11 protein-coding genes are annotated in these 12,443 nt (G+C 72.4%); 2 read left to right on the top strand and 9 right to left on the bottom strand.

Features of this window, described 5'->3' with window-relative positions; genetic code table 11:
* Nucleotides 1-402: 402 nt before the first annotated feature.
* From AB0P25_RS14330 to AB0P25_RS14320, 3 genes are read right to left on the bottom strand one after another with little or no spacing between them, the layout of a single operon-like run.
* Nucleotides 403-1,884 (bottom strand): aminotransferase class V-fold PLP-dependent enzyme, encoded by a 1,482-nt coding sequence (locus AB0P25_RS14330; RefSeq protein WP_363808210.1) that lies wholly within the window; start codon nt 1,882-1,884, stop codon nt 403-405.
* Complete coding sequence (locus AB0P25_RS14325) at nt 1,871-3,238, bottom strand: MFS transporter (RefSeq protein ID WP_363808209.1); 1,368 nt, start codon at nt 3,236-3,238, stop codon at nt 1,871-1,873. The genes AB0P25_RS14330 and AB0P25_RS14325 overlap by 14 nt, the downstream gene beginning before the upstream one ends.
* 43 nt (nt 3,239-3,281) lie before the next feature.
* Nucleotides 3,282-3,662 carry a Sec-independent protein translocase TatB gene (locus tag AB0P25_RS14320; RefSeq protein ID WP_363808208.1) on the bottom strand — a complete coding sequence of 127 codons (381 nt, stop codon included), beginning with the start codon at nt 3,660-3,662 and terminating at the stop codon, nt 3,282-3,284.
* A 94-nt stretch (nt 3,663-3,756) separates the two neighbouring features.
* Here AB0P25_RS14320 and AB0P25_RS14315 point away from each other — a divergent pair, with 94 nt between their 5' ends.
* The gene (locus AB0P25_RS14315; protein ID WP_064112186.1) at nt 3,757-4,389 is read left to right on the top strand and encodes a class I SAM-dependent methyltransferase; all 633 of its coding nucleotides are present in this window, start codon (nt 3,757-3,759) and stop codon (nt 4,387-4,389) included.
* Nucleotides 4,390-4,457: 68 nt separating this feature from the next.
* On the opposite strand, the gene AB0P25_RS14310 is transcribed toward AB0P25_RS14315, so the two are convergent.
* From AB0P25_RS14310 to dapE, 3 genes are all read right to left on the bottom strand, one after another.
* Nucleotides 4,458-4,631, bottom strand: coding sequence for a DUF3117 domain-containing protein (locus tag AB0P25_RS14310; RefSeq protein ID WP_018190460.1), 174 nt, complete (start codon nt 4,629-4,631; stop codon nt 4,458-4,460).
* 68 nt (nt 4,632-4,699) lie between these two features.
* Nucleotides 4,700-5,974: a hypothetical protein gene (locus AB0P25_RS14305; protein WP_363808206.1), complete on the bottom strand. Its 1,275-nt coding sequence runs from the start codon at nt 5,972-5,974 to the stop codon at nt 4,700-4,702.
* Nucleotides 5,943-7,040 carry a succinyl-diaminopimelate desuccinylase gene (dapE, locus tag AB0P25_RS14300; protein ID WP_363808205.1) on the bottom strand — a complete coding sequence of 366 codons (1,098 nt, stop codon included), beginning with the start codon at nt 7,038-7,040 and terminating at the stop codon, nt 5,943-5,945. The genes AB0P25_RS14305 and dapE overlap by 32 nt, the downstream gene beginning before the upstream one ends.
* Before the next feature lie 17 nt (nt 7,041-7,057).
* Here dapE and dapD point away from each other — a divergent pair, with 17 nt between their 5' ends.
* Nucleotides 7,058-8,038, top strand: coding sequence for a 2,3,4,5-tetrahydropyridine-2,6-dicarboxylate N-succinyltransferase (gene dapD / locus AB0P25_RS14295; protein ID WP_363808204.1), 981 nt, complete (start codon nt 7,058-7,060; stop codon nt 8,036-8,038).
* A gap of 655 nt (nt 8,039-8,693) precedes the next feature.
* Here dapD and AB0P25_RS14290 read toward each other — a convergent pair.
* The 3 genes from AB0P25_RS14290 to pdhA are packed head-to-tail and all read right to left on the bottom strand — an operon-like array spanning nt 8,694 to nt 12,390.
* Nucleotides 8,694-10,232, bottom strand: coding sequence for a dihydrolipoamide acetyltransferase family protein (locus AB0P25_RS14290; RefSeq protein WP_363808202.1), 1,539 nt, complete (start codon nt 10,230-10,232; stop codon nt 8,694-8,696).
* Entirely contained in the window at nt 10,232-11,242 is a 1,011-nt protein-coding gene (locus AB0P25_RS14285) for an alpha-ketoacid dehydrogenase subunit beta (RefSeq protein ID WP_363808201.1), read from the bottom strand. Before AB0P25_RS14285 ends, AB0P25_RS14290 begins: the two co-directional genes overlap by 1 nt.
* Nucleotides 11,239-12,390: a pyruvate dehydrogenase (acetyl-transferring) E1 component subunit alpha gene (gene pdhA, locus AB0P25_RS14280; protein WP_363808200.1), complete on the bottom strand. Its 1,152-nt coding sequence runs from the start codon at nt 12,388-12,390 to the stop codon at nt 11,239-11,241. Before pdhA ends, AB0P25_RS14285 begins: the two co-directional genes overlap by 4 nt.
* Nucleotides 12,391-12,443: the final 53 nt, after the last annotated feature.

The raw sequence follows: 12,443 nt of genomic DNA, 5'->3' as shown, positions 1-12,443 counted from the left end.
CACTCGGGGTGGATGACCGCATCCACGCACCACTCAACGGGGCAGGGGCGCGAAGTGCAGGTAGTTGCGCGGCCGCGCGGCGTGTCGACCGCAACTACCTGCACCTCACCCGTCGAGTGGTGACAAGAGGTCGCCACTCGGGGTGGATGACCGCATCCACTCACCACTCGACGCGCGGGGGCAGGGGCGCGAAGTGCGGGTAGTTGCGCGGCCGCGCGGCGTGTCGACCGCAAGTACCTGCACCTCACCCGTCGAGTGGTGACAAGAGGTCGCCACTCGGGGTGAATGACCGCATCCACTCACCACTCGACGCGCGGGGCCGGGGCGCGAAGTGCAGGTAGTTGCGCGGCCGCGCGGCGTGTCGACCGCACGTACCTGCACCTCACGGGGCGGGCGCGCCGGTCAGGCCGGGGGCTCGACGGCGCGGGCTAGGAGCTCCACGAGGAGGCGCTCGGCGACGGGGCGCGGCAGCGCCTCCACGAGGGCGAGCAGCGGGGCCTGGTCGTCGGGGAGGCCGGGGGTCGCGCCGCCGGTGAGGCCGAGCGCGCCGAGGATGTGGGCCGCAGTCGCGGAGTCGAGCGCGGCCGCGTCTGCGAGCCCGGGCGGCAACGCTCCGAGCACCGCACCGCGGTCCACCGGCGGGACGCCGCGCGCCTCGGAGGCCGCCCCGCGCAGTGCCGCCTCCAGTTCGTCCAGCCGCCCCTCCGTCACGGGGGTGATCGTCAGGTGCGTGGTGTGCGGCAGGCGCGTCCCGTCGGGCTGCGCGAGGCCGGGCTGCAGCTGGAGGATCCACCCCCGCCGGCGGACGCGATCCGCCCAGTGGTGCGGGTCCACGCGCCGCTCCTCAGGCAGGGACTCGTCGGTCGCCACCGCGAACAGCGGCCCGGTCGGCGAGCCCACGACCCGCAGCCCCTCGATGTCGCCGACCACATCCACGAGGGCACGCGTCGCCCGTCCGCACGACTCCGCAAGCCGGGCGAACCCGCGCGCGCCGAGCGCCTGCACGATGGCCCAGGATGCGGCCAGCGCCGCCGCCGACTTCGACCCGAGCAGCGTGGCGTTCACGACCGGGTAGCCGGGCCATCCCGTCGTCGCGAAGTACTGGCGGCGCTGGCGGTCCCGGTCGCGCTGCAGCAGCACGCTGGCTCCCTTCGGCGCGTAGCCGTATTTGTGCAGGTCGGCGGAGACGCTGGTGACCCCGGGCACGCGGAAGTCCCACGCGGGCAGCGCCGAGCCGTCGGCGGACCGCCAGAACGGCAGCACCCAGCCGCCGATGCACGCGTCGACGTGGCACGCCACACCCGCGGCGTCGCAGGCCGCCGCCACCTCCTCCACCGGGTCGAGGGTCGCGTACGGGTATGACGGGGCGGACACGACGACGAGCGCGACGTCCCGCCCGATGCGCTCGACGAGGGAGTCGGCGGAGACCCGGCCGGTCTCCGCATCCACCGGCACCAGCTCGAGCGCGAGGTCGAACAGCGCCGCCGCCTTCTGGAACGCGGCATGGACCGTCACCGGCGCAACCAGCCGCGGGGTGCCGGTCCCGCCCGCCGCGCGCCACGCGTCCCGCGCCGTCTTCACCGCGAGGAGGCACGACTCCGTCCCACCGGAGGTCACCGAGCCGACCACCTCGTCGTCGCCGTGCAGCAGCTCGCGCGCGAACCCGACGACCTCGCGCTCCATCACCGCGACGGACGTGAACGTGGTCGGGTCCAGTCCGTTCACCGGCTGCACCAGGCGCATGGCCTCGGCGGCCAGTTCGTCGAGCTCGGGCAGCCCCGAGTCGTACACGTAGCTGAGGACGCGCCCGCCGTGCGTCGGCGCATCCGCCGCCCGCAGCGCGGAGAGCCGCCCGAGGATCGCGGCCAGGTCAAACGACGCCATCGATGTCTCCCTTCCGCAGCCGGTACCGGGCAAGCGGCACCACGCTGACCGCGATGATCAGGGCCGGGATGAGGCTGAAGCTCAGCCCGATGCCCGCCACCGCGCTCCCCGGCTGCACCGCGTCGGCCGCGGCAGCGCTGCGCGAGACGTAGCCGCTCACGGCGAGCACGATGCTGAGCACGGTCGCGCCGAGCGCCATCCCGGTCGTCTCGCCGGCCGTCCACATCCCGCCGAAGGTCCCGGCGCGGCCCTCGCCGTTGCGGCGCGCGTCGTGCGAGATGACGTCGGGGAGCATGGCCATCGGCAGCGACTGCATCCCGGCGTACGCGGCGCCCGCCAGCGCGACCGGCGCGTACACCCACGCGCCCGGCGCCCACAGCAGCGCGATCATGGACAGGGCGGCCACGCCGAACAGGATGCTCGCGATCGCGAATCCGCGCTCCTTGCCGATGCGCCGCGCCACCACACCCCACACCGGCGTGACGATCAGCGCCGGGCCGATCAGGGCGATGAACAGGAACGTCACCGCATCCTCCGAGTGGAGCACCCACGTGGCGACGTAGTTGGCGCCCGCGAGCATCAGTCCGGTCGCGAGCCCCTGCAGCAGGAAGGTGAGCAGGAGCGCCCGGAACGGCTGGCTGTCCCGCAGCACGCGCACTCCGGCGGCGTAGTTCGAGCGCAGCGTGACCAGGATGCTCTCCCGCGGCGGCACGTCGGCCGCAGGGAGGCCGCGCGGGGCGACGAAGGCGGAGACCAGCATCCCGGCCCCGATCACCACGCCGGCGACGAGCGCCATGAGCAGGTAGCCGCTGAACGCGTTGCCGCCGCCGAGCGACCGCAGCGCCGGTCCGCCCGCGCCGAACAGCAGGATGGCGAAGGTCAGCACCACGACGCGCCACGTCAGCAGACGCGTCCGCTGGTCGTACCCGGACGCGAGCTCGGCCGGGAGCGCGATGTACGGCACTTGGAAGAGGCTGAACGCCGTCGCGGTCAGCACGAACGCGAGCAGCACCCACACCGCGGCGATCCCGGCCGCGGTACCGGGAGGCACGGCGAAGGTGAGCAGGAAGAACACCGGGAGGGCGATCGCGCCGAGCAGCATCATCGGCCGGCGCGAGCCGCGCACGGCGAGCATCCGGTCGCTGCGGGCTCCGATGACCGGGTCGATGATCACGTCCCACACCTTCGCGACCGTGACCACGACGCCGGCGACGATCGCGGCGACGCCGAGCGAGTCGGTCAGGTAGTAGACGAGGACGAGGCCCGGGAGGGTGGCGAAGCCGCCGGTCCCCAGCGATCCGACGGCGTACCGCGCGACTGTCGCCCGGGTCAGCGACTGCTCCGTTGCGATCATGTCCGCAGCGTAGTGGATGCGCGACCGCGCGCCCCGCAGCGGCTCAAGTGGACTCGGTGTCGTACGGCGGCACCGCGCCCGCCGTCAGCGGCATCTTGCGCTGCGCGTACGCCGACTGCGTCACCGGCTTGATGGCGCCACCCGCCGCAGCGCCCGCGCCGGCCGCCGGGTCCTCCAGCAGCGCCTCGCGGATGATCCGCCGCGGATCGTATTGCCGCGGGTCGAGCTTCTTCCAGTCGACCTCGTCGAACTCGGGGCCCATCTCGTCGCGCATCCGGTCTTTCGCACCGTTCGCGAAGTCGCGGAGCGACCGCACCAGCTGACCGAGCTTCGCCGCGTACGTGGGCAGGCGCTCCGGGCCGATGACGAACGCCGCGATCACCGCCACGATCAGCAGCTTGTCGAAGGTCAGCCCGAACACCATTCCAGGGTATCGCGGCGGTGCCTCCACGGATGCCGTGCCAGCCGACCGTATCCTCGGAAGAAGCCGCGAGAAGCAGCTGATCGACGGGAGTGCTGTGTCAGAGAAGGACTCGAACTGGAGGTTCGCCGACGACGTGGTCGTCGAGAGCGAGGTGATCGCGCGCGCCCGGCAGCAGTCGCTGGAGCTGGGCATCGAGCCGATCTCCCCCGCGACGGGCGCCCAGGCGGCCGTCGTCGTCGCCGCCACCCGCGCGGAGAACGTCGTCGAGATCGGCACCGGCGTCGGGGTCTCCGGCCTGTGGCTGCTCACCGGCGGCACGGAGGCGCAGCTGACGTCCATCGACGTGGAGGTCGAGAACCAGCAGCACGCGCGCGCGTTCTTCACCGAGGCCGGCGTCCCCGCCAACCGGGTGCGCCTCATCCCGGGCCGCGCCCTCGAGGTGCTGCCGCGGATGAACGAGAACTCCTACGACATCGTGTTCATCGACGCGGACCCGCAGTCGGTCATCGAGTACGTCGAGCACGGCCTCCGGCTGGTGCGCCCCGGCGGAACCGTGCTGGTCGCCCGGGCGCTGTGGCGCGGCCGCGTCGCCGATCCGGCCGCACGGGATGAGGTGGCCACGGGTTTCCGGACGCTCATCACCGAGACGTCGGCCTCCGGCGCCGTCATCGCGGCGCTCTCCCCCGCGGGAGAAGGGCTGCTGCAGATCACCAAGCTCGCGCCGTAAGGCGTGCGGATGCCGAGAAGGGCCCCGGATCGGTGCGATCCGGGGCCCTTCTCGGTAGAACGTTTGTTTCAGGCGGAGGTCACGACACTCGCGAGCGCGTCATGGAGCTCTTTGGCTTCCGCGTCGTTGACGGAGACCACCAGTCGTCCCCCACCCTCGAGCGGCACACGCACGATGATGAGCCGTCCCTCCTTCACAGCCTCCATAGGCCCGTCCCCGGTCCTCGGCTTCATGGCCGCCATGCAGCTCCCCTTTCGTGGATGTCCTCCTATTATCCGACATCCTGGTGGGCCTGCGGAAATCGTGGGTATCACGGCGGTGACCAGTCGTATCCGTCGATCGTCCAGCAGATCGCGACCCATCCCACCTGGAGCGCGACGAACAGCGCGACCAGCGCCAGCCGGTAGACGCGGCTGCGCGGCAGGGCGAGCGCGCCGAGCAGCGGGAACAACGGCATCAGCAGGCGGAAGGTGCTCGACTGCGGGAAGAACACAGCAAGCAGATAGAGGGAGTAGGCGGCCACCCAGAACCGCAGGTCGACGCCCAGCCGCCGGACCGCGGGCGAGAACAGCAGCACCGCGAACGCGGCCAGGATCACGACCAGGGCGACCACGCCGATCCATCCGGGCAGGCCGAGCATCGCGCTCGCCCACCAGTCGGCGCCCTGGAACCACGGCGCGAACGGCACCAGGTGCACGTAACCGATGTACGGGGAGCGCCACGCCAGCTCGGTGTCGGTGTAGGCGGTGAGCGACCCGGTCGCGATGGCCGCGATCGCCGGCCACGCCAGCCCGGCGAGCCCGCTGAACACGGTCAGCGACACGCTCAGGACGCGCTCCCGCACGGGATAGGGGTCGTCGCGCCGACGCACCCAGCGGTAGACCACGTGCATCGCCAGCGCCAGGGCGAACGCCAGCCCGCTCGGCCGCGTGAACGCCATCGCCAGCACGACCGGGAACAGCCAGCCGTACCTCCGCTCGACGAGAAGCAGCAGCGCGGTGACCAGCAGCAGGATGTACAGCGACTCGGCGTAGGCGACCTGGAACAGCGGCGAGACCGGCGCCACGCAGAACAGCACCACCGCGAACAGGCTCTGCGACCGTGAGAGCCCCACCCGCCGCATGAGCTGGTGGAACACCAGCGCGGCACCCGCTCCCGCCAGGAACGACACCAGCACCGCGGCGTACGGCCACGGCAGCCGCGTGACGAACATGACCGCGTCCACGACGCCCGGGAAGCCGGGCATGAACGCCCAGGCGTTCTCGCTGACGTGCACGCCGTCCGTCGTCGGGAGGCTCGCGGGGTAGCCGAAGCCGGCGACGATCTCATACCAGCGTCCGTCCCAGATGTTGGCGAAGGTGAAGTAGTCGGGTGCGGCCGACGTCCACGCGTTCTTCGCCTCCGCGGCGGCGAACGCGAGCAGGATCACCGTGGTGACGACGCGCGCGGCCAGGTAGACGGCCAGGACGCGGACCCACCACAGGGTCCACCAGGCGCGACGGACGCCCGCGCCCGGGTGGGGCGCGTCGTCGGCGTCGCTCAGCGCGACGGAATCAGCGGGCGCCTGCACCCGTGAGCCAGGCACGCAGCCCCTCCTCGACCGCCACGATCTGCTCGACGTCCACACGCTCGTCGTCGGCGTGCGCCTTCAGCGGGTCGCCGGGTCCGTAGTTGACCGCGGGGATGCCCAGCGCGCTGAAGCGGGCCACATCCGTCCACCCGTACTTCGGCTTGGCCACGCCGCCGACCGCGGCGACGAACTCCTGCGCGAGCGGCGCATCCAGTCCCGGACGGGCGCCGTCGGCACGGTCGACCACGGTGATCTCGTAGTCGCCGAACAGCTCGTGCATGTGCTCGATGGCCTCCTGCGAGCTGCGCGACGGCGCGAACCGGTAGTTGATGTGCACCATGCACTCGTCCGGGATGATGTTGCCGGCGACGCCGCCGGAGATCCCGACCGCGTTCAGGCCCTCCTTGTAGACGAGACCGTCGACCTCCACCTCGCGCGCCTGGTAGCCGGCGAGGATGTCGAGGATCGGCGCCGCCTTGTGGATGGCGTTGTCGCCCACCCAGCCGCGGGCCGAATGCGCCCGGAGGCCGTAGGTGCGGACCTCGACGCGCAGGTTGCCGTTGCAGCCGCCCTCCACGACGCCGTTGCTCGGCTCCCCCAGGATGCCGAAGTCGCCGACGAACAGGTCGGGCCGGTTGCGGGCGAGGCGGCCGAGGCCGTTCAGCTCGGCGTTGACCTCTTCGTGGTCGTACCACATCCACGTGACGTCGACGGCGGGGTCGGTGAGCTCGGCGGCGAGCTTCAGCTGCACCGCGACGCCGGCCTTCATGTCCACCGTGCCGCGGCCCCAGAGGTAGCGGATGCCGTCCTGCGTCTCGAAGCGCGTCGGCAGGTTGCCGTTGAGCGGCACCGTGTCGATGTGCCCGGCGATCAGCGCGCGGCGCTCGCGACCGAGGTTGGTGCGGGCGACGATCGTGTCGCCGTCGCGGATCACCTCGAGGTGCGGCAGGGCGGCCAGCGACGCCTCGATGGCGTCGGCGAGGGTGCCCTCGTTGCCGGAGACGGACTCGATGTCGCAGATCTGACGTGTCAGGTCGATGGAGGTGGCGCTGAGGTCGAGGGGGAGGCTGTCGTTCTGCACCCTACTAACCTAGGGGCATGCCTTCTGACGTGCCTGACAGTTCCGCCGCGCCCCGCTCCGCCTGGGGCTACGGCCTCGCCACCGTCGCGGCCGACGGCACGGTGCTCGACACCTGGTACCCGTCGCCGCGGCTCGGGACGTTGCCCGCCGGCCGCGACCGCTGGATCGCCCCGGCCGAGTTCGAGGAGCTTGCGGGCGAGGACCCCCGACGCGCCGTCCGCATCGACATCGTGACCGTCGAGATCGACCTGGACGCGCCTCCCGCCTCCACGCCGGACGCCTACCTGCGCCTGCACCTGCTCTCGCACCTGCTCGTGCAGCCGAACGGGCTGTCCCTGGATGGGATCTTCGCCCACCTGCCCAACGTCGCCTGGACGAACGCCGGCCCGGTCAACCCGGCCGACCTCGACCGGCTGCGTCCGCGGCTGCAGCGTGCGGGCATCCAGGTCTCGGGCGTGGACAAGTTCCCGCGGCTGCTCGACTACGTCACGCCGGACCGCGTCCGCATCGCCGACGCCTCCCGCGTCCGCCTCGGCGCGCACCTCGCGCCGGGCACGACCGTGATGCACGAGGGCTTCGTGAACTTCAACGCCGGGACGCTCGGCTCGTCGATGGTCGAAGGCCGCATCTCCCAGGGCGTCGTGGTGGGCGACGGGTCGGACATCGGCGGCGGCGCATCCATCATGGGCACGCTGTCCGGCGGCGGGACGCACCGCGTCTCGATCGGCGAGCGCGCCCTGCTCGGCGCCAACTCGGGCATCGGCATCTCGATCGGCGACGACTCGGTCGTCGAGGCCGGCCTCTACGTGACCGCAGGCACGAAGGTCGTACTCGTCGGCGAGGCGCCGACCGCCGACGGCCGCCCGCGCACCGTGAAGGCGGCGGAGCTGTCCGGGCAGCCCGGGCTGCTGTTCCGCCGCAACTCGCTGACCGGCGCGGTCGAGGTGCTGCGCCGCGCGGGCGTCGGCGTGGAGCTGAACGCCGCCCTGCACGCGTAGCCGCTGCACCTGCCGGTCCCAACACGCCGTTACGCCGCCGCGCATAACGGCGAGTCGGGACCGGTAGTTCGTCTGTGGGACGCAACACGTCGTTGCGCGGGCGCCGTGACGGCGCTTTGCGACCCATGGATGCTGCCTTGCGCCGCCGAGCCCGCATCCGTCTACTCGTCCCAACACGCCGTTACGCAGGCGCGCATAACGGCGAGTCGGGACCAGTCGTTCGTCGGTGGGACGCAACACGCCGTTACGCGGGCGCCGTGGCGGCGTGTTGCGACCCATGGATGCCGCCTTGCGCTGCCGAGCCCGCACCCAACTACTGGTCCCAACACGACGTTACGCGGGCGCGCATAGCAGCGAGTCGGGACCAGTCGTTCGTCGGCGGGACGCAACACGCCGTTACGCGGGTGCCGTGACGGCGCGTTGCGACCCATGGACGCCGCCTTGCGTCGCCGAGCCAACGCCCATCTACTGGTCCCAACACGCCGTTACGCAGGCGCGCGTAACGGCGAGTCGGGACCAGTAGTTCGTCTATGGGTCGCAACACGCCGTTACGCGGTCGCCGTGACGGCGCGTTGCGACCCATGGATGCGGCTGGTTGACGCGACACGCCGTGCGGCGCGGGCGCGGCACGGCGTGTTGCGTCATGCAGAGCGGATCAGACCATGGTGAGGACGGAGGCGGGGTCGGCGAGGACGCGGCCCACGTCGGCGAGGAAGCGGGAGGCCTGCTCGCCGTCGACGATCCGGTGGTCGAACGTCAGCGCCAGCGTGAGCACGTCCCGGAGCGCGATGCCGCCATCGTGCTCCCACGGCTGCCTCCGCACGGCGCCGATCGCGAGGATGGCGGCCTCGCCAGGGGTGAGGATGGGCGTACCGATGTCCACGCCGAAGACTCCGACGTTGGTGATCGTGATGGTGCCGCCGCTGAGGTCGGCGGGCGCGGTGCGCCCGGCGCGGGCGGTCTCGGCGAGCTGCCGGATCGCGCCGGCGAGGTCGGCGAGCGACAGGGCGTCCGCATCCCGGATCACCGGCACCATCAGGCCCCGCGGGGTGGCGGCGGCGATGCCCAGGTGGATGTAGTCCGCCTGCACGATCTCGTTCGCCGCGTCGTCCCAGCGGGAGTTGACCTCGGGCGTCCGGCGGACGGCGAGCGTCAACGCCTTCGCGACGACGGCGAGGAGCCCCGCGCGCACGTCGGCGAGCTCGGGGCGTGCGCGCAGCCTCGCGGTCAGCTCGCTCGTGGGAGTGACGTCGATCGTGAGGAACACGGTCGCCTGCGGTGCGCCGAAGGCGCTGCGGACCATCGCCTCCGCGGTCGCCTTGCGCACGCCGCGGATCGGGATGCGCGTCTCGCGCGCTCCGACGGACGGCGCGGACGCCGTCGGTGCGACGGCCCCCTGCGCCGAGGACTCCACATCCGCCCGCGTGATGAGGCCGCGCTCGCCCGAGCCGGCGATGGACGCGAGGTCGACGCCCAGCTCGCGCGCGAGCTTCCGCACGGGCGGGGTCGCCCGGGGCCGCTCTGCGAGAGCCACCGGCGGCGCGGTCACCGCCGCCGGCGCCGGGGCCGGCGCAGCCGCCGCATCCCACCCGGATACCGATGCCGAAGCCGGCCCGGCCGGCGCAGCCGCCGCATCCGACCCGGATTCCGCCACTGCCGGTGAAGCGGTGGCGACCGCTGCGGCGGTCGCCACGGGCGACGTAGCCGCCCCGGCAGACCCCTCCACTCCCCCGGCCGCCAGCCCCGGCCGCGCGCGGCGCGCCGGGCGGCTCGCCGCATCCGGCCGCGCACCGTACCCGACCAGAGTCGGCTCCGGCGCATCCGCCGCCCGGCCGTCATCCGCAGAGCTGTCCGAAGCCCCCGGCTCCGGCGCGCCCGGCGCCGCCCCCGCATCCGCCGAGCTGACTGAAGCCCCCGGCTCCGGCGCGCCCGGCACGACCCCCGCATCCGCCCCCTCGACCTCGAACGCGACCAGCGGCTCCCCCACCGCGACCGTCACGCCGGGCTCCACGAACAGCCGCGACACCTTCCCGTCGTACGGCGCGGGCAGCTCCACCAGCGCTTTGGCCGTCTCGACCTCCGCGATGATCTGGTTGAGCTGCACGGTGTCGCCGACGGCGACCTTCCACGCGACCAGCTCCGACTCGGTCAGACCCTCACCGAGGTCGGGCAGCGCGAACTCCTTGACCGCCATCAGTCCTCCACCCCGCTCAGCGAGTTCGGCCGGTCCATCGCGCGGTCGATGCCGTCGAGGATGCGGTCGAGGTCGGGCAGGTGCGCCGACTCCAGGCGTGCCGGCGGGTACGGGATGTCGTGCCCGGTGATCCGAACCGGCGCGTGCTCCAGGTGGTAGAAGCAGCGCTCGGTGATCGACGCCGAGATCTCGGCCGCGAGACCTCCGGACAAGGCGGCCTCGTGCGTGACGACGAGCCGGCCGGTGCGCTTCACCGACGCGACGACCGTGTCCAGGTCGAGCGGCGACAGCGAGCGCAGGTCGATCACCTCGACCGAGACGCCCTCGTCGGACGCCGCGACCGCCGCGTCCCGCGCCAGCTGCACGAGACCGCCGTAGGTCACGAGGGTCACGTCGGTGCCCTGCGTCACAACTCGCGCGGTGCCCATCGGGCGAGCGTCCGCGAGCGGGGCGTCCTCATCCACCTCGCCCTTGGCGTGGTAGCGGCGCTTCGGCTCGAAGAACAGCACCGGGTCGTCGGAGGCGATGGCCTGCTGGATGAGCGTGAAGGCGTCCTGCGGGTCCGATGGGCTGACCACGCGCAGGCCCGCCGTGTGGGCGAAGTAGGCCTCGGGCGAGTCGGAGTGGTGCTCGGCCGAGCCGATGCCGCCGGCGAACGGGACGCGGATGACCATCGGCATCCGCACGTTCCCGGCGGTGCGGTAGTGCATGCGCGCGACCTGGTTCACGATCTGGTCGAAGGCCGGGTAGATGAAGCCGTCGAACTGGATCTCGACCACCGGCCGGTAGCCGCGGTACGCCATCCCGACCGCGGTGCCGAGGATGCCGGACTCGGCGAGCGGCGAGTCCATCACCCGGCGCGGCCCGAACTCGGTCTGGAGGCCGTCGGTGACGCGGAAGACGCCGCCGAGGGTGCCGATGTCCTCGCCCATCAGGACGACGTGGTCGTCGGCGGCGAGCGAGCGGCGGAGGCCGGCGTTGATCGCCTTGGCCATGCTGAGGGAGGTCATCGTCCGTCGCTCCCTACGAAGGTGCGGAGGTACCGCGAGTAGTGGTCGCGCTGGCGCGCGAGGCCGGTGTGCGGCTCGGCGTAGACGTTGTCGAAGACGGACAGCGGCTCCGGGTCGGCGAGAGACGTGATGCCCGCGCGCATCTCGGCTGCCACGGCGTCCGCCTTCGCGACGATCGCGGCCATCCGCTCGCCGGTGAGGGCACCCTGCGCGTCCAGGTACGCCTCGACCCGGGTGACCGGGTCCTTGCCGCGCCACTGGTCGAGCTCGGACGCGTCGCGGTAGCGGGTCGGGTCATCGGCGGTGGTGTGCGGGCCCATCCGGTAAGTGACGGCCTCGATGAAGGTCGGGCCGCCTCCGGTGCGGGCGCGGTCGAGGGCGGCGCGCGTCACGGCGAGGACGGCGAGCACGTCGTTGCCGTCGACACGGACGCTCGGCACCCCGAAGCCCGGCGCACGGTCGGCGATGGGACGCTGCGCCTGGAGCGACACCGGCTCGGAGATCGCGTACTGGTTGTTCTGGCAGAAGAAGACGACCGGCGCGGCGTACGTCGCGGCGAAGATCAGCGCCTCGTTGACGTCCCCCTCGCTGGTCGCGCCGTCGCCGAAGTACGCCACTGCGACTGCATCCGTGCCGTCGGCCTGGATGCCGAGCGCGTAGCCGGTCGCGTGCAGCGTCTGCGCGCCGATGATGACCTGCGGGGTCGCCATGTTGATGTCGTAGGGGTTCCAGCCGCTCTGCGTCGTGCCGCGCCAGACGCGCAGCAGGTCGACGAGGCCGGCGCCGCGGCAGTACGCGACGCCGTGCTCCCGGTAGCTGGAGAAGACGAAGTCGTCGGAGCGCAGGGCGCGTCCGGAACCGATCTGGGCGGCCTCCTGGCCGAGCAGCGGCGGCCACAGGCCCAGCTCGCCCTGACGCTGCAGGGCGGTCGCCTCGGCGTCGATGCGGCGGATGACGCGCATGTCCTCGTAGAGCGAGAGCAGCTGCTCGGTGCCGATGTCCGAGACCCACGCGTCGTAGCGGTCGTCCTCGTGGCGGACGCCCTCCGCGTCCAGCAGGCTCACGACGTCGATGACGCCGAGGCCGAGCGACCCAAGATCCGTGTGGGAGCCGCCCTGACGGGTAGCGGGCTGATTGTCGATCGTCACGGTTCACGCAACCTTCACTCTCGCGCCCGGGCGACACGCTTGTGGCGCGCGCG

Source organism: Leifsonia sp. NPDC077715 (genome assembly GCF_040686855.1).
In the GTDB taxonomy this organism is placed as follows: domain Bacteria; phylum Actinomycetota; class Actinomycetes; order Actinomycetales; family Microbacteriaceae; genus Leifsonia.
Note: the sequence above shows the minus strand (reverse complement) of the source record. Positions and strands in the feature narration are given on the sequence as shown.